Source organism: Streptomyces sp. NPDC054770 (genome assembly GCF_053611985.1).
The window spans coordinates 1-21,332 of sequence record NZ_JBSHBL010000045.1 but is presented as its reverse complement, the minus strand read 5'-3'; the positions used below and the strand labels follow the sequence as shown (position 1 = coordinate 21,332).

At 73.0% G+C, this 21,332-nt stretch carries 20 protein-coding genes; 10 read left to right on the top strand and 10 right to left on the bottom strand.

Annotated features, from left to right (window positions below):
- Positions 1–10: 10 nt before the first annotated feature.
- The 6 genes from ACWGKQ_RS32240 to ACWGKQ_RS32215 all read right to left on the bottom strand — a co-directional run bounded on the left by ACWGKQ_RS32240 (position 11) and on the right by ACWGKQ_RS32215 (position 5,168).
- Positions 11–499, bottom strand: a complete 489-nt coding sequence (locus tag ACWGKQ_RS32240) for a DUF3180 domain-containing protein (protein ID WP_453295539.1) — start codon at positions 497–499, stop codon at positions 11–13.
- A 50-nt stretch (positions 500–549) separates the two neighbouring features.
- Positions 550–1,161: a 2-amino-4-hydroxy-6-hydroxymethyldihydropteridine diphosphokinase gene (gene folK / locus ACWGKQ_RS32235; protein ID WP_453295538.1), complete on the bottom strand. Its 612-nt coding sequence runs from the start codon at positions 1,159–1,161 to the stop codon at positions 550–552.
- Positions 1,158–1,517 carry a dihydroneopterin aldolase gene (folB, locus tag ACWGKQ_RS32230; RefSeq protein WP_453295537.1) on the bottom strand — a complete coding sequence of 120 codons (360 nt, stop codon included), beginning with the start codon at positions 1,515–1,517 and terminating at the stop codon, positions 1,158–1,160. The genes folK and folB overlap by 4 nt, the downstream gene beginning before the upstream one ends.
- A gap of 270 nt (positions 1,518–1,787) precedes the next feature.
- Positions 1,788–2,291, bottom strand: coding sequence for a nuclear transport factor 2 family protein (locus ACWGKQ_RS32225; protein WP_453295536.1), 504 nt, complete (start codon positions 2,289–2,291; stop codon positions 1,788–1,790).
- The gene (folP, locus tag ACWGKQ_RS32220; RefSeq protein ID WP_453295535.1) at positions 2,288–3,256 is read right to left on the bottom strand and encodes a dihydropteroate synthase; all 969 of its coding nucleotides are present in this window, start codon (positions 3,254–3,256) and stop codon (positions 2,288–2,290) included. Before folP ends, ACWGKQ_RS32225 begins: the two co-directional genes overlap by 4 nt.
- Before the next feature lie 100 nt (positions 3,257–3,356).
- Entirely contained in the window at positions 3,357–5,168 is a 1,812-nt protein-coding gene (locus ACWGKQ_RS32215) for a phosphatidylglycerol lysyltransferase domain-containing protein (protein ID WP_453295534.1), read from the bottom strand.
- Positions 5,169–5,392: 224 nt separating this feature from the next.
- Between ACWGKQ_RS32215 and ACWGKQ_RS32210 the strand changes: the two genes are divergently transcribed.
- Both ACWGKQ_RS32210 and ACWGKQ_RS32205 read left to right on the top strand, forming a co-directional pair.
- Positions 5,393–6,526: an alpha/beta hydrolase gene (locus ACWGKQ_RS32210; RefSeq protein ID WP_453295533.1), complete on the top strand. Its 1,134-nt coding sequence runs from the start codon at positions 5,393–5,395 to the stop codon at positions 6,524–6,526.
- 97 nt (positions 6,527–6,623) lie between these two features.
- Positions 6,624–7,877 carry a hypothetical protein gene (locus ACWGKQ_RS32205; RefSeq protein ID WP_453295532.1) on the top strand — a complete coding sequence of 418 codons (1,254 nt, stop codon included), beginning with the start codon at positions 6,624–6,626 and terminating at the stop codon, positions 7,875–7,877.
- 142 nt (positions 7,878–8,019) lie between these two features.
- On the opposite strand, the gene ACWGKQ_RS32200 is transcribed toward ACWGKQ_RS32205, so the two are convergent.
- Positions 8,020–9,348, bottom strand: coding sequence for a PH domain-containing protein (locus tag ACWGKQ_RS32200; protein WP_453295531.1), 1,329 nt, complete (start codon positions 9,346–9,348; stop codon positions 8,020–8,022).
- Positions 9,345–9,848, bottom strand: coding sequence for a PH domain-containing protein (locus ACWGKQ_RS32195; protein ID WP_453295530.1), 504 nt, complete (start codon positions 9,846–9,848; stop codon positions 9,345–9,347). Before ACWGKQ_RS32195 ends, ACWGKQ_RS32200 begins: the two co-directional genes overlap by 4 nt.
- A 31-nt stretch (positions 9,849–9,879) precedes the next feature.
- Here ACWGKQ_RS32195 and ACWGKQ_RS32190 point away from each other — a divergent pair, with 31 nt between their 5' ends.
- Complete coding sequence (locus ACWGKQ_RS32190) at positions 9,880–11,031, top strand: NADH-quinone oxidoreductase subunit D (protein WP_453295529.1); 1,152 nt, start codon at positions 9,880–9,882, stop codon at positions 11,029–11,031.
- Between the two features lie 70 nt (positions 11,032–11,101).
- Here the strand turns inward: ACWGKQ_RS32190 and ACWGKQ_RS32185 are convergent, their stop codons facing one another.
- A complete protein-coding gene (locus ACWGKQ_RS32185) occupies positions 11,102–12,124 on the bottom strand; it encodes an SAM-dependent methyltransferase (RefSeq protein WP_453295528.1) in 1,023 nt (340 codons plus the stop codon).
- Between the two features lie 118 nt (positions 12,125–12,242).
- On the opposite strand from ACWGKQ_RS32185, the gene ACWGKQ_RS32180 reads away from it, so the two are divergent.
- Together ACWGKQ_RS32180 and ACWGKQ_RS32175 are read left to right on the top strand one after the other, a co-directional pair.
- Positions 12,243–13,448 carry a sensor histidine kinase gene (locus tag ACWGKQ_RS32180; protein ID WP_453295527.1) on the top strand — a complete coding sequence of 402 codons (1,206 nt, stop codon included), beginning with the start codon at positions 12,243–12,245 and terminating at the stop codon, positions 13,446–13,448.
- 82 nt (positions 13,449–13,530) lie between these two features.
- Entirely contained in the window at positions 13,531–14,205 is a 675-nt protein-coding gene (locus ACWGKQ_RS32175) for a response regulator (protein ID WP_453295526.1), read from the top strand.
- A gap of 122 nt (positions 14,206–14,327) precedes the next feature.
- Here ACWGKQ_RS32175 and ACWGKQ_RS32170 read toward each other — a convergent pair whose 3' ends face one another.
- Entirely contained in the window at positions 14,328–15,551 is a 1,224-nt protein-coding gene (locus tag ACWGKQ_RS32170) for a threonine aldolase family protein (protein WP_453295525.1), read from the bottom strand.
- A 173-nt stretch (positions 15,552–15,724) separates the two neighbouring features.
- On the opposite strand from ACWGKQ_RS32170, the gene ACWGKQ_RS32165 reads away from it, so the two are divergent.
- Genes ACWGKQ_RS32165 through ACWGKQ_RS32145 form a run of 5 tightly spaced genes read left to right on the top strand, consistent with a single transcriptional unit; the run spans position 15,725 to position 21,218 of the window.
- On the top strand, positions 15,725–16,690 hold the full coding sequence (locus ACWGKQ_RS32165; RefSeq protein ID WP_453295524.1) for a Rossmann-like and DUF2520 domain-containing protein: 966 nt from the start codon (positions 15,725–15,727) through the stop codon (positions 16,688–16,690).
- A complete protein-coding gene (gene panC, locus ACWGKQ_RS32160) occupies positions 16,687–17,688 on the top strand; it encodes a pantoate--beta-alanine ligase (protein ID WP_453295523.1) in 1,002 nt (333 codons plus the stop codon). Before ACWGKQ_RS32165 ends, panC begins: the two co-directional genes overlap by 4 nt.
- A complete protein-coding gene (locus tag ACWGKQ_RS32155) occupies positions 17,685–19,433 on the top strand; it encodes an L-aspartate oxidase (RefSeq protein WP_453295522.1) in 1,749 nt (582 codons plus the stop codon). The genes panC and ACWGKQ_RS32155 overlap by 4 nt, the downstream gene beginning before the upstream one ends.
- A gap of 5 nt (positions 19,434–19,438) precedes the next feature.
- The gene (nadC, locus tag ACWGKQ_RS32150; RefSeq protein WP_453295521.1) at positions 19,439–20,416 is read left to right on the top strand and encodes a carboxylating nicotinate-nucleotide diphosphorylase; all 978 of its coding nucleotides are present in this window, start codon (positions 19,439–19,441) and stop codon (positions 20,414–20,416) included.
- Positions 20,417–20,420: 4 nt separating this feature from the next.
- The gene (locus ACWGKQ_RS32145; RefSeq protein ID WP_189263137.1) at positions 20,421–21,218 is read left to right on the top strand and encodes a type III pantothenate kinase; all 798 of its coding nucleotides are present in this window, start codon (positions 20,421–20,423) and stop codon (positions 21,216–21,218) included.
- The last annotated feature ends 114 nt before the right edge of the window (positions 21,219–21,332 follow it).

The following is a 21,332-nucleotide window of genomic DNA, read 5'->3' as shown; positions in this document are numbered from 1 at the left end:
GGGGCCGGATTCACGCCACGGGCTCGGCCCCGCTGTGGTTGTTGTCGTCGTCCTCCGGGAGCTTGCACACCCGTTCCAGGAACATCGCCGCCGCTATCACGGCGATGCCGGCGACGACCGAGAAGGCCGCGTAGAGGGCCTGTTCGCGGCGGGTGGGGAGGTCGAGGAGTTCCAGCAGGAAGACGCCGGTGCCGCCGTACATCCCGGCGACCAGGGCCGCGACCAGGGCGCTGGCCTGGCCGAAGACCACCGCGCGGGCGGCCATCAGGGGGTCGACGCCCTTGGCGCCGGGGCGGCGCTCGCGCTGGGCCTTGAGGCGGGCGCGCAGCGAGAGCGCCGTGGAGAGCAGGACCACGGCGATCAGCGCGAGGACGATCGGGGCGGCCACCGGCACGCTGGGCAGGGTCCCCACCGCGTTCCACAGCCGGGCCCCCGCCCAGGACAGCACTCCGGCCACGACGAAGACACCGGCCAGCACCCTGATCCGCAGCTCTTTCACTGTGTTCCTTCAGCTCCCCCGCAGCGATGTGGTCGTCTTGACCTTAACGACTACTCGGGCAGTCGGAGTTCCAGATCCCCGCGTGCCTCCACACCGTGCCGGGTGACGGCGGTCAGCAGCTCCGCGACCGTGCCGCGGCCGGGCAGCAGGGCCTCGGGGTCGATGTCGTACCAGGGCGCGAGGACGAAGGCGCGCTCGTGGGCGCGCGGGTGCGGGAGGGTGAGCTGCGGGTCGTCGGAGACGACGTCGGCGTAGGCGACGATGTCGACGTCGAGGGTGCGCGGGCCCCAGTGCTCGTCCCGCACCCGGTTGAACGCCTCCTCCACCGCGTGCGCCCGCTCCAGCAGGGAGGACGGCGGGAGGGTGGTCTTCAGCACCACGATCGCGTTGTAGTACGTCGGCTGGCTGCCGGGCTCGACGCCCCACGGCTCCGTCTCGTACACCGGCGACACGGCCTTGATGCGGACGCCAGGGGTGTCCTCCAGGGCGTCGATGGCGCCCTGGAGGGTCTCCAGGCGGTTGCCGAGGTTGGAGCCGAGGGCGACCACGGCTCGTTTGGGGTTGGACAGCGTGGTGTCGGCGGCGTCGACCTGCTCGACGACGGAGGCGGGCACCGGCTGTACGGTCGGGTCGCTGGGACCCCGCAGGGAGGATGCGGTCATACTCGGCTCCGGGTGATGGTGACGGTGACGTCGTCGAAGGGGACGGTGATGGGCGCGTCCGGCTTGTGGACCTGGACTTCGACCTCTCTTACCCCCTCGTGCTTGAGGCAGACCCGGGCGATCCGCTCGGCGAGCGTCTCGATCAGGTTCACCGGCTCCCCCTCGACCACGGCGACGACCTCCTCGGCCACGACGCCGTAGTGCACGGTCTTCGCCAGATCGTCGTCGGCGGCCGCCGGCCGGGTGTCCAGGCCGAGGACGAGGTCCACGATGAAGGTCTGGCCCTCCTCGCGCTCCTTGGGGAAGACACCGTGGTGCCCACGGGCCCTCAGCCCGCGCAGCGCGACACGATCCACGCGAATCACTCCTGCAATCGTCGGTGCGGCGGCCGGGCGGCATCGCGTGCGGGCGACGGACCGGCTGGACACGAATCTACCTGCGGGCACTGACAGAGCCGGGGTACGGGGCGGGCGGGCCCGCCGGGGCGCGACAGGGTTCATCGCGTGTTTCCCCCGGAGAACCTTGGGGCTCATGGGCCGGTAGCCGTACCTACTCGCGAGTTCGTGATTCCAGCCACTCTTAGTCCGCGAGGGGGCCGTGCGGGGGCCACGAGGGGTGTCCCGCGCTCAGGAGGGCGTGTCCTCCTCCTCGTCCTCGTCGGTCTCGGACAGCACCGGGGAGGCGTGGTGGGACCAGAGCTTCCAGCCGTCCCGGGCGCGCCGGAACACGTTGGTGGCGACGACCAGCTGCCCGACCAGCGGGCCGAGCTCCTGGCCGCCCTCGGGGGCCGGGCCGCCGCTGAGGATGTTCTCCGTGCAGGTCACCAGGGCGGTGTCGCCGGTGACGGAGACATGCACGTCGGTGAGGAAGAACTGGATGTAGTCGGTGTTCGCCATGATCAGCGCGTACGACCGCAGGACCTCGCCGCGGCCGGTCAGCACCGGCCAGCCCGGGTGCACGCAGGAGATCACACCGCTGTCGGCCGGGTCGTGGTACTCCTCGTCGACGCCCAGGTCGGCGGGGGTGAGCCAGAGGGAGGAGACGGTCTCGAAGTCGCCGTTCTCCAGTGCCTCGTAGAAGGCGGTGTTGGCCGCCTCGACCTGCTCGACGTCCGTATGGGGGGCGCTCACCGGGCTCCTTCTGCGCGGCGGGAAGCGTTCTGCGCGGCCTGGCTGACCTGCGAGGCCTCGGTGACCTGCGCTGCCTGGGTGCCCGGCGCGTCCGCTCCGGTGCGCGCCTCCTCTATGGCGCGCGCGACCCGGACCGCGTCCGCCGTGGCGCGCACCTCGTGCACGCGCACCGCCCACGCGCCGGCGTGCGCCGCGAGCGCGGAGACGGCGGCCGTCGCCGCGTCGCGCTCCCGGGCCGGCGGAGGCGCCCCCTCGGGCCCGGCGAGGACCCGGCCGAGGAACCGCTTGCGGGAGGCGGCGACGAGCAGCGGGTGGCCCAGGGCGTGCAGCCGGTCGAGGTGGGCGAGCAGCGCCAGGTCGTGCTCGGAGTTCTTGGAGAAGCCGAGGCCGGGGTCGACCACGATGCGGTCGGGGGAGATGCCGCCGGCCAGGACGGCGTCCACGCGCGCGTGCAGTTCGTCGAGGACTTCGCCGACGACGTCGTCGTACACGCCCTTGACGTTGCTGCCGCCCGCCGCCATGAAGCCGCGCCAGTGCATGACGACGAAGGGGGCGCCGGAGTCGGCGACGACGGGGATCATGTCGGGGTCGGCGAGGCCGCCGCTGACGTCGTTGACGAGGGCGGCGCCGGCGGCGAGGGCCTGGGCGGCGACGGAGGCGCGCATGGTGTCGACCGAGACGACGACGCCTTCGGCGGCGAGACCGCGGACCACCGGGATGACGCGGCGCAGTTCCTCGTCCTCGTCGACGCGGGTGGCGCCCGGGCGGGTGGACTCGCCGCCGACGTCGACCAGGTCGGCGCCCTCGGCGACGAGCACGAGGCCGTGTTTGACGGCGGCGGTCGTGTCGAACCAGCGGCCGCCGTCGGAGAAGGAGTCGGGGGTGACGTTCACGACCCCCATGACGGCGCACCGGTCCCATGCCGGAAGCCCTGTCACCTGGCCACGTCCGCTGTGGTTGCTCATACGTTCAGCGTAGGCCCAGGGCCTCGGGGCCAGCTCCCGTGGCCCGAGCGGCGCCCCCGGGCCGGAGGGGGAGGGGCGTCCGCTCGGGCCGGTCACGGGGTCAGGCCGCTCGTACACCCTGTTCGGCGACGCTGTGGGCGCACGGGCGGGGGGCTGGCGGCCGAGGGCGCAGGAAGCGCGGCAGCGGCAGGGCGAGGCTGACGAAGCCCTCGGCCTGCATGGCGGCGAGGCCGATGCGCGGCAGGTCGCCGGAGGCCCGGTAGACCACGAAGCGCGGCTCCCAGCGGGGCTGGAACTTCGCGTTGAACTTGTACAGCGACTCGATCTGGAACCAGCGGGACAGGAACACCAGCAGTCCGCGCCAGGCGCGCAGCACCGGGCCCGCGCCGATCTTCTCGCCGCGGGCGAGCGCCGAGCGGAACATCGCGAAGTTGAGCGAGATCCGGGTGATGCCGAGCTTCGGGGACGCCTGGAGGGCGGCCACGATGAGCAGTTCGTTCATCCCGGGGTCGGCCGCGCGGTCGCGGCGCATCAGGTCGAGCGAGACCCCGTCGGTGCCCCAGGGCACGAAGTGCAGGATCGCCTTGAGGTCGCCGTAGGGGCCGGGTGTCTCGTCGGCCTTGTGGGCGGTGGCGATCAGGCAGTCGCCGTCGGCGGGGTCGCCGATGCGGCCGAGCGCCATGGAGAAGCCGCGCTCGGTGTCGGTGCCGCGCCAGTCCTCCGCCGCCCGGCGGATGCGGTCCAGCTCGGCCTCGCCGACGTCACGGATGCGCCGTACCCGGGTTTCGTAGCCGGCCCGCTCGATGCGCTTGACCATCTGGCGCACGTTGCGCATCGCGCGTCCGGCGAGCGAGAAATCCGCTACGTCCACCACCGCCTCGTCGCCCAGTTCGAGGGCGTCCAGGCCGGTCTCGCGGGTCCACACCTCGCCGCCCGTCTCCGAGCAGCCCATGACGGCGGGGGTCCAGGAGTGGGCCTTGGCCTCGTCCATGAAGCGTTCGATGGCGCCGGGCCAGGCCTCGACGTCGCCGATGGGGTCGCCGCTGGCGAGCATCACGCCAGAGACGACGCGGTAGGTGACCGCGGCCTTGCCGCTGGGCGAGAAGACGACCGCCTTGTCGCGGCGGAGCGCGAAGTGGCCGAGGGAGTCGCGGGCGCCGTGCTTCGCAAGGAGGGCGCGCAGCTGCGACTCGTCCTCCTCGGTGAGGTGTGCGGCGGGGTGTTCGGGGCGGAAGGCGAGGTAGATGGTGGTGACCGCGGTGATCAGGCCGAGGGCACCGAGCGAGAAGGCCACCGTCCAGGAGGTGGAGCCCTCGTAGTCGACGGGGCCTTCGAAGCCGAACAGGCCGTACAGGACGTGGGTGATGCGGTCGGCCAGGCTGGGGTCGCCGATCGTGCGCTTCGGGTGGGCGCTGACGATGATCAGCCCGAGCGCGAGGGAACCGGCGCTCATGAGGACGAAGTTGGCGAGCGCCCGCCAGCGGCTGCGCGGGTCGGGCAGCGCCTTGAACTCGTCGCGGTGGAGCACGAGCGGCACGAACAGCGCCAGCGAGATCAGCGCGCCGATGACCGAGTGCCGGTACACGAACTGCGACACGGCACCGGCCGGCAGCAGGACGACCGCGGCCCGCCACGCCCGGCGCTTGCGCCGCTTGAGCCCGTGCGCGAGCAGCAGCAACAGCACGCCGACGCTGAGCGAGAGCGCGGCGGCGAACGGGCCGAGCGAGCCGGGCAGTACCTCGGCCATGGCGTGCATACGGCTGTGACGGAAGCGCGGGAACACGCCCGCCGCGATGTCCAGGACGCCTACGACCGCGCACGCCCTGCCGACCAGGGCGGGGACGGCCTCAGGGCGCGGGCCGCGGACTATGCGCCGCGCCCGGCCTGATCGGCTCGGAACCTCGCCCGACATTTCCCCATCTATCCTGACAGACATCGCATCCCGTAGTTCTGCGAGAGACCTTGGATCCGGGCCCGATTCGGGCATCCGGCGACATTGCGCCCTCTAGGACGGTGTCTCGGGGGGAGAGGTTCACTCCTCACCGGAAAGCCGGTTCAAAGGCCAGGGAAAGCCCGGGGCAAGGCTCGCTGAAACTGGCGACGACCGCGGGGGAAAGCGCAGGCAGGTAACACCTCATGGGTCTCACGAGCGACAAAATGCTGGCATTGACGATCTTGTTGGCCGTACTGCTGTTCGTAGGCACGGTGTGGTCATGGCCCCGGCTGGCGCGCCGCAGCCTACGGGCCGTCAGCGGCCGCGTCGGTCTTTTGCTGGCCACTCAGTTGGCGCTCTTCGCGTGCCTGGGGATAGCCGTCAACCAGGCTTTCGGTTTCTACGCGAGCTGGGGCGACCTGCTCGGCACGGAAACCGACCAGGGCGTCGTCGTCAACCACACGGCGGGCGGCCCGGCCGGCGGCCCGGTCCAGGTGGTGTCCACGTCCGAGGTGCACGGCATGGGCGGCTCGCTGCCCCGGACGGCCGGTCAGGTCCAGCAGGTCGATATCGTCGGACGTACGACCCACATCGCCACGCCCGCGTACGTGTACCTGCCCCCGGAGTACTTCCAGCCGCAGTACCGCACGCGTACGTTCCCGGTGGTGGTCGTCCTCAGCGGCTATCCCGGCACCGCGCGGGCGCTGGTCGACAAGCTGCACTACCCGCGTACGGAGCAGCACCTGGTCCGGGCCGGGCGGATGCGGCCGACGATCCTGGTGATGCTGCGGCCCACCGTCGCGCCGCCCCGGGACACCGAGTGCGTGGACGTCCCGCACGGCCCGCAGACCGAGACCTTCTTCGCCAGGGACCTGCCGGACGCCGTACGCGCGCACTACCGGGCCGCCGGGAACGGGAAGCCGGGCGGCTGGGGGATCGTCGGCGACTCGACGGGCGGCTACTGCGCGCTCAAGCTCGCGATGCACCACCCCGGCGTGTACGCGGCCGGTGCCGGGCTCTCCCCGTCCTACAAGGCGCCCCTGGACCCCACGACCGGTGACCTCTTCCAGGGCGACCGGAATCTCCAGAACCGCGCGGACCTCTGGTGGTTCCTGCGGCACGAGCCCGCCCCGGACACCTCCCTGCTGGTCACGAGCAGCAAGGTCGGAGAAACCAACTACAAGGCCACGCTGAAATTCATCGCGTCCGTGGAGGCCACGAAGCTGACCCGGATCTCGTCGATCATCCTCGACAGCGGCGGCCACAACTTCAATACCTGGCGCCGCGAGATCCCCGCGACGCTGGAGTGGCTCAGCGGCCGATTGGGCGACCGCTGAGTCCTGGCCCTGCCGATACCGTGGAAAGACTTCGTTGTCGCTGTGTTTTTACGGCCCGGGGCACCACGATTCGCCTACGCGCGGTAAGTTTCTGGCCATGCCACGTGGACGCCACCGTCATTCCCCGCCTTTGCACAGGCTGTTGCCTCCTTCGGCGATCGCCGGTGTCTCCCTCGTCTGCGCCTTGGGCCCCTGGTTGTTCTCCCAACCGACGGTGCTGCGCACCCTGGCCGCGATAGCCGCGGCCACCGCTGCCGTCGGTGCCGCCGTCATGCGGCGCTGGGACACCGACGCGGGCAAGCAGGTGGCCGACCTGTCACGCGCGCGTGCGAGCGACGAGTGGCGCCACGAGGAGCGGATCGCCGAGCTGGAGACCGACCTGGAGGAGTCGCGGGAGCTGCGCGCCAAGCTGGAGCAGCGGCTGCGCGCGAAGCGGGCGGAGCTGGCGGGGCTGCGCAACGAGCACGCGTCCCTGCTGCGCCGCTACGCCACGGCCGAGACCGAGCGCGCGAGCGCCCTGGAGGGCCGCCGGCTGCTGGAGATCGAGGCCACCGCGCCGTCGAACGAGCTCCCGGCCGCCGGGAGTGCGGACGAGGCGGACGAGGCCGCGGCGGGCGCCGCGGAGAAGACCGACGGGCTGACGGTCGAGGAGACGGTTCCCGCGGTCTTCTCGCCGGAGGGTTCCAAGCTGTTCCTGCGGGCCAAGGTGGCATTGGCCCGGTTCGACGAGAAGGACGCCCCGGCGGCCGAGGCCGGCGCGGACGGCGAGGATATGGCGGAGACGGCCGCCGAGCCCGCGGCCCCGAAGGGCGAGAGCGCGCCGGAGGACGAGGCGGAGGGGCAGCCCGAGGCGGCCGACGGGCACGCGCGCGCGGCCGCCGTCACCACCGCCGGGCCGGAGGAGGACGAGGACATCGCCCCGGCACCGGCGGAGCAGGAGACCACCCAGGCGCCGGCGGAGGCGGACACCACCCCGGTGCCCGCGGAGCACGACGCCCACCCCGCGACGGCTCCGTCCGCCAACTCCGTGAAGCCTTCGGGGCACTTCACGGTGCCGACCGCGGTGGCGGTCCTGCCGGCCGCGCCGATCCCGCGCCCGCTGGTCACCGGCGGCTTCGACTTCTTCGGCACCCAGAAGGGCTCGTCGGCCGGCGAGCTGGACACCGTGCACAACGAGGACCTCGCGGACGTCGTGGGCCAGGAGGCGCTCGCGCTCCACAAGGCCGAGTCCGAGGCCGAGTTCAAGCCCGCCGACGCGCAGGCGCGGGGCGTCGGCCAGGTCATCGACCTGACCGCGCACGACGAGACCGAGCAGATCAACCTCGGCGGCCTGCGCAGCGCCGCATCCTGAACACGTGGCGATTCTGAGCCGGGGACGGTCGGTGGGTGGTCGGGTGCCGCGCCATCGTGGCTGGTCGCGCAGTTCCCCGCGCCCCTGAAGGGGCGCTCACGGCAGCACCCTCTTTCCACCCGACCACCGACCGGTTCGGCCGTCAGGCCATCCAGCGGTCCGGGCGGGCCGACCGGCGCCCCGTCCGTGAGCGCTCGGCCTGCTCGCGCAGCAGGCCCGCGGCCTCCTCGGCGCCCCGCAGACGGGTCGTCACGGTCTTGTTGGCTCCCGTGTCCACATGAACGTCCGCGAGCCGCCACAGCCGCCCCCAGGGCCCCTGGGTCAGCCGTACGCTCTGGACCTTGGCGTGCGGGACGAGCGCGAGGTGCCGGCGCAGCAGCCCGTGCCGCGCCGCGAACACCGCGTCCGTGACCGCGAGCCCGTACCCGTGCCACCACAGCGGCCGGCACCACCGGGCCCGCCCCGGTGGCCGCAGCAGTTCGCCGGGGACGTTCACACCGGGCAGCACGCGCGCGACCACCGACTCGGCGACCGCGCGCGGGGCGACCGGGACCAGCACGGAGTTCGCCGACCCGGCCACGTCCAGCTCCACCCGCACCCAGCGCATCGGCCGCCACAGCAGCGGCTCCACGATCCGCACCGTCTGCACCCGACCCGGCGGCACCGTCTCGTGCGTGCGGTCCAGGAGCCCGTGGTCGATGCGCAGCCCGTCCGGGGACTCCCCGACCGTCCAGTCGTACTCCCCGACGAACCGCCCCACACTGGTGGTGGCCGCCGCGCCGAGCAGCGGCACCGCGGTGGCCAGGACCGTCCACACGCTGTGCGTGGCCACCCAGAGGAACGGCGGGGCGACGAGGGCGGCGGCCAGCGAGCCCCAGGTGGCGCCGGTCAGCAGGATCGAGATCGCGAGCTTGTTCGGGGGCACGCGCATCAGCTCGTGCGCCGGTGCCTCGCCGACCTCGCGCGCCGTCTCGGGCGCGAACCCGGCGGCGCGCGCGAGCAGTTCCGCGCGGAGCGCCCGCGCCTCGCCCTGCCCCAGGAAGGCCAGTTCGTCCTTCTTGTCGGTTCCGACGACGTCTATGCGCAGCTTGGCGACGCCCGCCACGCGCGCGAGGAGCGGCTGCGTGACGTCGACGGCCTGGATCCGCTCCAGCCGGATGTGCGCGGTGCGCCGGAACAGCAGGCCGGTGCGTATCCGCAGTTCGCTGTCGGTCACCGAGAAGTAGGTGAACCACCAGGTGAGGAAGCCGTACAGGGCCCCCGCCGTGACCAGGACGGCAAGCCCGCCCAGGACCATGGTCGTGGTCAGCTTGGTGAGCTGCTCCTGCGCCTGGTTCGGGTCGTGCACCGCCCAGCCGGTGAGCACCGCGACCGGCGCCCACGCCCGCCGGAACGGCGTCACCGGATGCAGGCGCCGCTCGCCCGCCGCCTTGCCCGCGCGTATGGCGCCCTCGACGCCCGGCGCGGTCACAGTCCCGCCGATCGGGCCCCGCCGAGCTCGGTCAGCCGGTCGCGCAGGCGTTCCGCCTCGGCCGGGTCGAGCCCGGGGATCGTCGCGTCGGTGGCCGCGGCCGCGGTGTGCAGCTGCACGCTGGCGAGCCCGAAATACCGCTCGACGGGCCCGGACGTCACCTCCACCAGCTGCATCCGCCCGTACGGCACCACGGTCTCCTCGCGCCACAGCACCCCGCGGGTGATCAGCAGGTCGTCGGCGCGCTCGGCGTACCGCCAGGAGCGCCAGTTGCGGCCCAGCAGCACCCAGCCCCAGGCCAGCGCGGCCAGCGGCAGCAGCGCGAAGGCCGCCCACTCCGGGCCCGCGAACAGGCCCGGCAGCACTCCCGCGGCCAGTGCGAGCAGCCCCAGCCACACCACCAGCAGCAGCCTGCGCATCCGCAGCAGTCCCGGCGGCAGCCCCGTCCACAGCGGCTCGGTCCCCGTCGTCTCGGCGCCGGCCGCGCTCCCCGTCTCCATAGGGCCAGCGTACGTAGGGGAGACTGGGTCCATGACGCCTACGACGGAGACGACGGTCGGGATCGGCGGCGCCGCCGAGAGCACCGACATGGTGCTCAACATCGGCCCCCAGCACCCCGCCACGCACGGCGTGCTGCGGCTGCGGCTCGTCCTGGACGGTGAGCGGATCGTCTCCGCGGAGCCGGTGATCGGCTACATGCACCGGGGCGCGGAGAAGCTCTTCGAGGCCCGCGACTACCGGCAGATCATCATGCTCGCCAACCGCCACGACTGGCTGTCGGCCTTCTCCAACGAGCTGGGCGTGGTCCTCGCCGTGGAGCGGATGCTCGGCATGGAGGTGCCGGTCCGCGCGGTGTGGACGCGCACCCTGCTCGCCGAACTGAACCGGGTCCTCAACCACCTGATGTTCCTCGGCTCCTACCCGCTGGAGCTCGGCGGGATCACCCCGGTCTTCTACGCGTTCACCGAGCGCGAGGTCCTCCAGAACGTCATGGAGGAGGTCTCCGGCGGGCGCATGCACTACATGTTCAACCGCGTCGGCGGCCTCAAGGAGGACCTGCCGGCCGGCTGGACCGCACGCGCGCGTGCGGCCGTGTCCGCGGTGCGCTCCCGCATGGACGTCTTCGACGACCTGGTCCTCGGCAACGAGATCTTCCGCGGCCGCACCCGGGGCGTGGGCGCCCTCGCGCCGGAGGCCGTGCACGCGTACGGCGTGAGCGGGCCCATCGCGCGCGCCTCGGGCGTCGACTTCGACCTGCGCCGCGACGAGCCCTACCTCGCCTACGGCGAGCTCCAGGACACGCTCGAGGTGGTCACCCGGACCGAGGGCGACTGCCTGGCCCGCTTCGAGTGCCTCCTGGCGCAGACCCACAACGCCCTGGACCTGGCCGACGCCTGCCTGGACCGGATCGCCGACCTGCCGCCGGGACCGATCAACCAGCGGCTCCCCAAGGTCCTCAAGGCACCCGAGGGCCACACCTACGCCTGGACCGAGAACCCGCTCGGCATCAACGGCTACTACCTCGTCAGCAAGGGCGAGAAGACCCCGTACCGGCTGAAGCTGCGTTCGGCGTCGTACAACAACATCCAGGCCCTGACCGAACTGCTGCCGGGGACGCTGGTGGCGGACATGGTCGCGATCCTCGGGTCGATGTTCTTCGTGGTGGGGGACATCGACAAGTAGGGCCGGAGACCAGTGGGCGCGGGGCGCCCGGCGGGCCGGCGCAGCACATTCTCCCCGGGTGCCCGGCCGGCTAGAGCAGCGGGTTCTCGATGCCCACAGGCTGCAGCAGCCAGCCGAAGTCGCCCAGGCCGCCGGCGGCGGTCAGTTCGGCGGCCTCTCCGGCGATCGAGAGGGCGCGCACGTAGCCGGCGGGGTGCGTGGAGGCGAGCGTGAGCGGGGGGCGGGCGCCGATCAGGCCCAGGGCGCGCAGGGCGGTGCGCTGGGTGCACAGGAACGCCTCGGGCAGCCGGAGCGCCGGATCGAGCGCCGCGCACGCGTCCAGGGCGACGTGCGCCGTGATGTCGCACGACCCGTCCGGCACGGGGGCCGTCGCCCGCCCCTCACGGAAGCCGGTGAGCGTCCCGAACGGGGGACGCGCGTGCGAGGTGTGCGCGTAGTCCACGGCCACCGCGAGCCCCCGCTGGACGGAGGCGGCGGCGGACGCCCACGCCCGGTCCCGGGGCAGCCCGATCTCCGCGCGCAGCCCCGGCTCGGTACCCAGCGGCCACCACCGGGCGAGCCACTCCGCGTCCGCGCCCGAGACACGCTCGCCGAGCAGCTCCGTGCCGTCCCGCCGGACCCGCACCAGCCGGGGCACTCCGGCCGCGTCCACCTCGGCGACCTCGACCGGTACGTTGTCCAGCCATTCGTTGGCGAAGAGCAGGCCGGTGACCGTGCGCGGGAGTTCGGTCAGCCAGGTGATCCGGTCGGGAAGGCCCGGCGGCCGGTCGGCGAGCTCGACGGCGTACGCACGCGTGCGTGCCGCCACGTCGGCGGGCAGGACGGCGAGCACGCCGGTGACCAGCTCGCCCCGGCCGGCGCCCATGTCGACGAAGTCCAGCGTCCCGGGGCTGCCCAGGGCCTCGTCGACCCGGCACAGCAGTTCGGCCACGGCCTCGGCGAACAGCCGCGAGGCGTGCACCGACGTACGGAAGTGCCCGGCCGGGCCCTCCGGGCGGCGGTAGAAGCCGCCGGGGCCGTACAGGGCCGCCTCGGTGGCCGCACACCAGCCACGGGCGTCCTCGGCCGTCTCACGCGTCGCCTCATCCGTCACCTGGCCAGACTAGGCGTACAGGTGATCACCTTCTCCACCTTGCGGAGTACACGTGCGGAACAGGGATCGGCCCTCCGGTTGACCCCTGCACCTATCACGCTTCCCTACTCTGGGTTACGTGCAGCGCCTCTATGACTTCCTCCGCAGGCACCCGACATGGGTCGACAGCTTCTGGGCCGTCGTCCTGCTCGGGATCTCCGGCGCGAGCACCTGGAAGCTCGACGGGGATCAGGGGCACCACGGATCCAGGGGCGCCATGCTGGCCGTGTCCGTAGTGATGAGCGTCGTCGTCGCGCTGCGCCGCCGTTTCCCGGAGCCGATGCTGCTGCTGGCCGCGGCCACCGGCCTGGTCCAGCTGGTGCTGGACGTGGAGACGACCGTCGCCAACTTCGCCATGCTGGTGATCGTCTGCACGAACGCCGCGGTCGGCGCGCGCTGGGCGTCCCGGTTCGGCCTCTACGCCGGGCTGTGCGCGGCGCCCCTGGCGGAGATCCGGTGGCCGCAGGACGAGGCGAGTTTCCCGGGGCACATCGCGATCGTGCTGTTCCAGACGGTGCCGTTCGTGCTCGCCTGGGTGCTCGGTGACTCCATGCGCACCCGCCGCGCCTACTTCGCGCAGCTGGAGGAGCGTGCCGCCCGGCTGGAGAAGGAGCGCGAGGCGCAGGCCAAGGTCGCGGTCGCCGCCGAGCGCGCCCGGATCGCCCGTGAGCTGCACGACGTGGTCGCGCACAACGTGTCGGTGATGGTGGTCCAGGCCGACGGTGCCGCCTACGTCCTCGACGCCGCCCCCGACCAGGCGAAGAAGGCCCTGGAGACGATCTCCTCCACCGGCCGCCAGGCCCTCGCCGAGATGCGCCGCCTGCTGGGCGTGCTGCGCACCGGCGAGCACAAGGAGGTCGGCGAGTACGTTCCGCAGCCCGACGTCGAGCAGATCGACGACCTCGTCGAGCAGTGCCGCAGCTCCGGCCTGCCCGTCGACTTCAAGGTCGAGGGCACCCCGCGCCCGCTGCCCAGCGGCGTCGAGCTCACGGCGTACCGGATCGTGCAGGAGGCGCTCACCAACACCCGCAAGCACGGCGGCCCCAACACGGGCGCCAGCGTGCGGCTGGTCTACTTCGACGACGGACTCGGCCTGCTGGTCGAGGACGACGGCAAGGGCGCCCCGCACGAGATGTACGAGGACGGCGGCGCCGACGGCCAGGGACACGGCCTGATCGGCATGCGCGAACGGGTCGGCATGGTGGGCGGCACCCTCGACGCGGGCCCCCGGCCTGGCGGAGGATTCCGCATCAGTGCCCTGCTGCCGCTCAAACCGGCGCATTGACACTGACGCACGCCCCGTGTTGACACCTGTCACGCCCCGGGGGTGAACGCCCGAACAAGAAACGGAAACGGAAGAGGACCCGATGACGATCCGCGTGATGCTCGTCGACGACCAGGTGCTGCTGCGCACCGGGTTCCGGATGGTGCTTGCGGCCCAGCCGGACATGGAGGTCGTCGCGGAGGCGGGCGACGGCGTCGAGGCCCTCCAGGTGCTGAAGGCCACCGCCGTGGACGTCGTCCTGATGGACGTGCGCATGCCCAAACTGGACGGCGTGGAGACCACCCGGCGCATCTGCGCGGAGCCCGATGCGCCCAAGGTGCTCATCCTGACCACCTTCGACCTCGACGAGTACGCCTTCTCGGGACTGAAGGCGGGCGCCTCCGGCTTCATGCTCAAGGACGTGCCCCCGGGCGAGCTGCTGGCCGCCATCCGCTCCGTGCACAGCGGCGACGCCGTCGTCGCGCCCTCCACCACCCGGCGCCTCCTCGACCGCTTCGCGCCGATGCTGCCCTCCGCCGGCAAGGAGCCCCGGCACCAGGAACTGGACCGGCTCACCGACCGTGAGCGCGAGGTGATGGTGCTGGTCGCGCAGGGCCTGTCGAACGGCGAGATCGCGAGCCGGCTCGTGCTGTCCGAGGCGACCGTGAAGACCCATGTGGGCCGCATCCTGACCAAGCTCGGGCTGCGGGACCGCGTGCAGGTGGTTGTGCTGGCCTACGAGACCGGGCTGGTGCGGGCGGGGGGCGGACACGGCTGACGTCTGAGGGGGGCCGGGCGCCTATTGGGGTGCCGGGTGCCTGCTGTGGGCGGGTGCGGGTTGTGTTCGGTTGCTCGCGCAGTTCCCCGCGCCCCTGACGGGGCGCTTCAGAGCGGGGCGCTTCAGAGGTGGGGCCCTCCAGAGGCGGGGCCTTCCAGCAGTCGTCCGGCGAAGTCCGCGACCGCCGCCTTCACGTCCTGCGCCGTCCACTCCAGGCCCGCCTCCGCTACCGTCACCTCCGTCATCGACAGGCCCGGGCCCTTCGGCTCCCAGAAGCCGGTGAAGAGGTAGGTGCCGGTCTCCTCGGCCTGGCGTACCGCCGCCTCCAGCAGGACGTCGGCGTCGTACGGCAGCCAGAGCTGGAACTGGTGGGTGTGCGGTTCCTCGGGGTGGATGCGGGTCCAGGGGAGGCCTGACTCGGCGAAGCCTTCGCGCAGCGCCGCGGCGACCACGCGCGCGTGGCGGACGTAGTCCGGGAGGCGGGGCAGCTCGCGCTCCAGGCCGATCAAGGCCGCGAGCGCCGTCGGGAACTGCTGGAAGATCATGCCGCCGTAGCGGTGGCGCCAGGTCTTCGCCTCCTCGATCAGGGGCTTCGGGCCGGCCAGCGCGGCGCCGCCGAATCCGTCGAGGGACTTGTAGAACGACACGTAGACGCTGTCCGCCAGGTCCGCGATCTCCGGCAGGGGGCGTCCGAAGTGCACGGTGGACTCCCACAGGCGCGCGCCGTCGAAGTGCACCACCGCGTCACGCTCCCGCGCCGCCTCCACCAGCTCCGTGAGCTCCTCCCAGGTGGGCAGGACGAAACCGGCGTCCCTGAGGGGCAGCTCCAGCATCAGCGTCCCGAAGGGCTCCGCGAAGTCGCGTATCTCCTGGGCGGTCGGGAGCCGGGGCTCGCCGGTGACGCGGACCGTGCGCAGGCCGGCCACCTCGCGGAAGGCGTTGCGTTCGTGCACCTCGGGGTGGGCGAGAGCGTGCAGGGCGACCGTGGGGTTGCCGGTCCGGGCCGCCCAGCAGCGCAGGGCGACCTGCTGCGCCATCGTGCCGGTCGGGAAGAACGCGGCGGCCTCCGTGCCCAGCAGCGACGCGACGCGCCGTTCCACGGCCTCGACGACGCCGTTGCCGTAGATGTCCGACGATTCGTCCAGGTCGTACACCTCGGGTGCCGCCTCCTGGAGCCGCGCGAGCCGTTCGCGGAGCGAGGCCCGCATTCCCATGCGTGCGAGGACGCGGGTGGCCTGCCGGTAGGCGGCGGCGCGTCGCTCCCGCATCTGTTCTTCGGCCGGCAGAGGTTCCGTCGGCAGAGGTTCTGTGGGCTGCTCGTCCTGGGCCGTCGCCGTATCAGTCATGCCGTGGATGATGCCGTGGCGCGTCGACCGGGTGCCTGGCATTTTCCGTGCCGCAGGTGTGACCGGTAACCCACAGCCTGTGGACAACCGATCGGGCCCGGACCGGATAGCGTTAACATGACGAGAAATCGTCCGGTACCCAGAGCGGACTGGAACGGGAAGGCCACTCTCGCGTGAGTACAGTCCAACAGCCAGACCCCGGCGACCGTCCCGCGCGGCTCACCGTCGGTGTCGTCGGCGCCGGCCGGGTGGGCCCCGCGCTGGCCGCGTCCCTGCAACTCGCCGGGCACCGCCCGGTGGCCGTCTCCGGGGTCTCCGACGCCTCCCGGCGGCGCGCCGAGGCGATGCTGCCCGACGTCCCGCTGGTACCCCCCGCCGAGGTCCTGCGGCGCGCCGACCTGGTCCTGCTGACCGTCCCCGACGACGCCCTGTCCGGCCTGGTCGCCGGCCTCGCCGAGACCGGTGCCGTACGACCCGGCCAGCTGCTCGTGCACACCTCCGGGCGGTACGGCGCGAAGGTCCTGGACCCGGCCCTGCGCGCGGGCGCGCTGCCGCTGGCCCTGCACCCGGCGATGACCTTCACCGGGACGCCGGTGGACGTGCAGCGGCTGGCGGGCTGCTCGTTCGGGGTGACCGCGCCCGAGGAGCTGCGGCTGGCCGCCGAGGCCCTGGTCATCGAGATGGGCGGCGAGCCGGAGTGGATCTCCGAGGAGAACCGCCCGCTCTACCACGCGGCCCTCGCCCTGGGCGCCAACCACCTGGTCACCCTGGTCGCCCAGTCCATGGAGCTGCTGCGCACCGCCGGTGTCGAGGCCCCGGACCGGATGCTCGGCCCGCTGCTCGGCGCCGCCCTGGACAACGCCCTGCGCTCCGGCGACGCGGCGCTGACCGGGCCGGTCGCGCGCGGGGACGCGGGCACCGTCGCCGCGCACGTCACCGAGTTGCGCAGGCACGCCCCGCAGGCCGTCGACGGCTACCTGGCGATGGCCCGCGCGACGGCCGACCGGGCGCTCGCGCACGGCCTGCTGAAGCCGGAGCTCGCCGAGGACCTGCTCGGCGTCCTCGCGAACAGCGCGGGCGGTGCGGGCGGCGGCGACGGCACGACCGGCACCAACGGCACCGAGGGGAACCCCCGATGAGCACCGCCCTGCTGCGCACCGCCGAGGAACTGCACGCGCGCGTGCGACACGGCCGCCGGGCCGTCGTGATGACCATGGGCGCCCTGCACGAGGGCCACGCCACCCTGGTCCGCGCCGCACGCGAGATCGCGGGCCCGGACGGCGAGGTCGTCGTCACCGTCTTCGTCAACCCGCTCCAGTTCGGCGCCGGCGAGGACCTCGACCGCTACCCGCGCACCCTGGAAGCCGACCTGAAGATCGCGGAACAGGCGGGCGCGGACGCCGTGTTCGCCCCGTCGGCCGACGAGGTCTACCCGGGCGGCCAGCCCCAGGTGCGGGTCACCGCGGGGCCGATGGGCACGCTCCTGGAGGGCGCCTCCCGCCCCGGGCACTTCGACGGCGTCCTCACCGTCGTCGCCAAGCTGCTGCACCTCACCCGCCCCGACGTGGCCCTGTTCGGGCAGAAGGACGCCCAGCAGCTGGCCGTGATCCGGCGCATGGTGCGCGACCTGAACTTCGGCATCGAGATCGTCGGCGTACCGACCGTGCGCGAGACCGACGGGCTCGCGCTGTCCAGCCGCAACCGCTACCTGTCGGCCGACGACCGGCGCACGGCGCTCGCGCTGTCCCGCGCCCTGTTCGCCGGTGCCGACCGGCACGCCGCACAGGAGGCGCTGCGCGCGCGGGCGCTCGAGGTGCCGTCCACGCGGGCGCGCGCCGAGGCGCTCAGCGCCATAGGTGAATCCCGCGCGGCCGCCGACGCGCACGCCGTCGCCAAGGCCGTGCCGAACGCCGCCGCGGCGATCCGCGCGGCCGCCCGCCAGGTCCTGGACGAGGCCGCCCACTACGACCCGCCGCTCGAACTGGACTACCTCGCCCTGGTCGACCCCTCCGACTTCACCGAGATCGACGACGACTTCACCGGAGAGGCCGTCCTCGCCGTCGCCGCCCGGGTCGGGACGACCCGGCTGATCGACAACCTCCCGCTCACCTTCGGAACCCTCGGAGCCGCCTCGTGACCAGCACAGGCACCAGCAGCACAGGCACCAGCACCGGCATACGACTGCACGCGCCCGCCCCCGGGTGGAGCATCTCGGCGGACGTGGTCGTCGTCGGGTCCGGGGTGGCCGGCCTGACCGCCGCCCTGCGCTGCCAGGCCGCCGGGCTCAGCACGGTCGTCGTCACCAAGGCCCGCCTGGACGACGGCTCCACGCGCTGGGCGCAGGGCGGCATCGCCGCGGCCCTCGGCGAGGGCGACACCCCCGAACAGCACCTCGGCGACACCCTGGTGGCCGGCGCCGGTCTCTGCGACGAGGACGCGGTACGGATCCTCGTCACCGAGGGCCCCGGCGCGGTACGGCGGCTCATCGACACCGGTGCGATCTTCGACGAGTCCTCCGAGGGCGGCCTCGACCTCACCCGCGAGGGCGGCCACCACCGGCGCCGGATCGCGCACGCGGGCGGCGACGCCACCGGCGCCGAGGTCTCCCGGGCCCTCGTGGAAGCGGTACGCGCGCGTGGGCTGCGCGCCATCGAGAACGCGCTCGTCCTGGACCTGCTGACCGACGCCGAGGGCCGTACGGCCGGTGTCACCCTGCACGTCATGGGCGAGGGCCAGCACGACGGCGTGGGCGCCGTGCACGCCCCCGCGGTCGTCCTCGCGACCGGCGGCATGGGCCAGGTGTTCTCCGCGACCACCAACCCGTCGGTGTCGACCGGCGACGGCGTGGCACTGGCCCTGCGCGCCGGCGCCGAGGTCAGCGACCTCGAATTCGTGCAGTTCCACCCGACCGTGCTCTTCCTCGGCCCGGACGCGGAGGGCCAGCAGCCGCTGGTCTCCGAGGCGGTGCGCGGCGAGGGCGCGTACCTGGTCGACGCGGACGGCACGCGCTTCATGGTGGGACAGCACGAACTGGCCGAGCTGGCGCCCCGGGACATCGTCGCCAAGGGCATCATGCGGCGCATGCAGGAGCAGGACGCCGAGCACATGTACCTCGACGCCCGGCACTTCGGCGCCGACATGTGGGAGCACCGCTTCCCGACCATCCTGGCCGCCTGCCGGTCCAACGGCATCGACCCGGTCACCGAGCCCATCCCGATAGCACCGGCCGCCCACTACGCCTCCGGGGGCGTGCGCACCGACGCGCGGGGGCGTACGACCGTCCCCGGGCTCTACGCGTGCGGCGAGGTCGCGTGCACCGGCGTGCACGGCGCGAACCGGCTCGCCTCCAACTCCCTGCTCGAAGGCCTCGTCTACGCCGAGCGCATCGCCGCCGACATCACCGGGGCCCGCGCGGAGCACGGCCTGCACGCGCGCGTGCCCGCACCGGTCCCGCACCCCGAGAAGCCCGCGCACCCGCTGCTCGCCCCCGAGGCCCGCTTCGCCATCCAGCGGATCATGACCGAGGGCGCCGGCGTGCTGCGCTCCGAGGAGTCCCTCGCCAGGGCCGCCGGACAGCTCCAGCGGCTGCACACGGACGCCCGCGACGCCCTCGACGAGAACGGCAAGACCGCCGAGCCCGGCGTCGACACCTGGGAGGCCACCAACCTCCTGTGCGTCGCGCGCGTGCTCGTCGAGGCGGCCCGCCGCCGCGAGGAGACCCGCGGCTGCCACTGGCGCGAGGACCACGCCGACCGCGACGACGCCCGCTGGGCACGCCACATCGTCGTACGGCTGAATCCCGACCGGACGCTGGCCGTGGGCACCACCGACACCGCAGACTTCCCCCCTACCCGGCCGCACCAGCCACACCAGGAGCAGTGACAGACGTGAGCACCAACGACCTTCCCCTCGCCGACGGCGGCGGCTGCGGCGACGGCTGTGCCTGTGGCGCCGAGGGCGGCGAGGAGTACCTGGAGTGCGGGCTCGACCCCGCGCTCGCCGAACTGCTGGCCGCCGCTGGACTCGACCCGATCGAGGTCGAGGACATCGCCAACGTGGCCGTCCAGGAGGACCTGGACAACGGCGTGGACGTGACGACCGTCGCGACGATCCCCGAGGAGGCCGTGGCCACCGGCGACTTCGTCGCACGCGAGGCCGGTGTGGTCGCGGGCCTCAGGGTCGCCGAGGCCGTGGTCTCCGTGGTCTGCACCGACGAGTTCGAGGTCGAGCGGCACGTCGAGGACGGCGACCGGGTCGAGGCCGGGCAGAAGCTGCTGTCGATCACCACCCGTACCCGCGACCTGCTCACCGCCGAGCGCAGCGCGCTCAACATCCTGAACCGCCTCTCCGGCATCGCGACCGCCACGCGCGCGTGGGCGGACGAGCTGGAGGGCACCACCACGCGCGTGCGCGACACCCGCAAGACCACCCCGGGGCTGCGCTCCCTGGAGAAGTTCGCGGTGCGCAGCGGCGGCGGCGTCAACCACCGCATGTCGCTCTCCGACGCGGCCCTGGTCAAGGACAACCACGTGGTCGCCGCCGGCGGCGTCGCCCAGGCCTTCAAGGCCGTCCGCGAGGCATTCCCGGAGCTGGCGATCGAGGTCGAGGTCGACACCCTGCACCAGCTGCGCGAGGTCGTCGACGCGGGCGCCGACCTGATCCTGCTGGACAACTTCACGCCGGGGGAGTGCGAGGAGGCCGTCGCCATCGTCGGCGGGCGCGCGCTCCTGGAGGCGTCCGGGCGGCTCACGCTGGACAACGCCCGGGCGTACGCCGACACCGGCGTGGACTTCCTGGCCGTCGGCGCCCTCACCCACTCCTCGCCGATCCTGGACATCGGCCTGGATCTGCGCGAGGCGGAGTGACCCCATGCTCCTCACGATCGACGTCGGCAACACCCACACCGTCCTCGGCCTCTTCGACGGCGAGGACATCGTCGAGCACTGGCGCATCTCGACGGACGCCCGCCGTACCGCCGACGAGCTGGCGGTGCTCCTCCAGGGCCTGATGGGCATGCACCCGCTGCTCGGCGACGAGCTCGGCGACGGCATCGACGGGATCGCGATCTGCGCGACCGTGCCGAGCGTGCTGCACGAGCTGCGCGAGGTCACCCGGCGCTACTACGGCGACGTGCCGGCCGTGCTGGTGGAGCCGGGGGTGAAGACCGGGGTGCCGATCCTCACCGACAACCCCAAGGAGGTCGGCGCCGACCGGATCATCAACGCGGTCGCCGCCGTCGAGCTGTACGGCGGGCCCGCGATCGTCGTCGACTTCGGGACGGCCACGACCTTCGACGCGGTGTCCGCGCGCGGGGAGTACGTCGGGGGTGTGATCGCGCCCGGTATCGAGATCTCCGTGGAGGCGCTGGGCGTCAAGGGCGCGCAGCTGCGGAAGATCGAGGTGGCACGGCCGCGGAGTGTGATCGGGAAGAACACGGTGGAGGCCATGCAGGCGGGCATCGTGTACGGGTTCGCCGGGCAGGTCGACGGGGTGGTCGGGCGGATGGCGCGGGAGCTGGCGGACGATCCGGACGATGTGACGGTGATCGCGACGGGTGGGCTGGCGCCGATGGTGCTCGGGGAGTCGTCGGTGATCGACGAGCATGAGCCGTGGCTGACGCTGGTGGGGCTGCGGTTGGTGTACGAGCGGAACGTGTCGCGGATGTGAGCGGGGGCGGTGGGGGCGGGCGGGGGTTTTCTAGCCCCCACCGCCCCAACCCGACCCGGCACACCAGGGGGTTGGCCACCTTCGACCGCCCCGGTACGGGGAGCTCCACCCCCA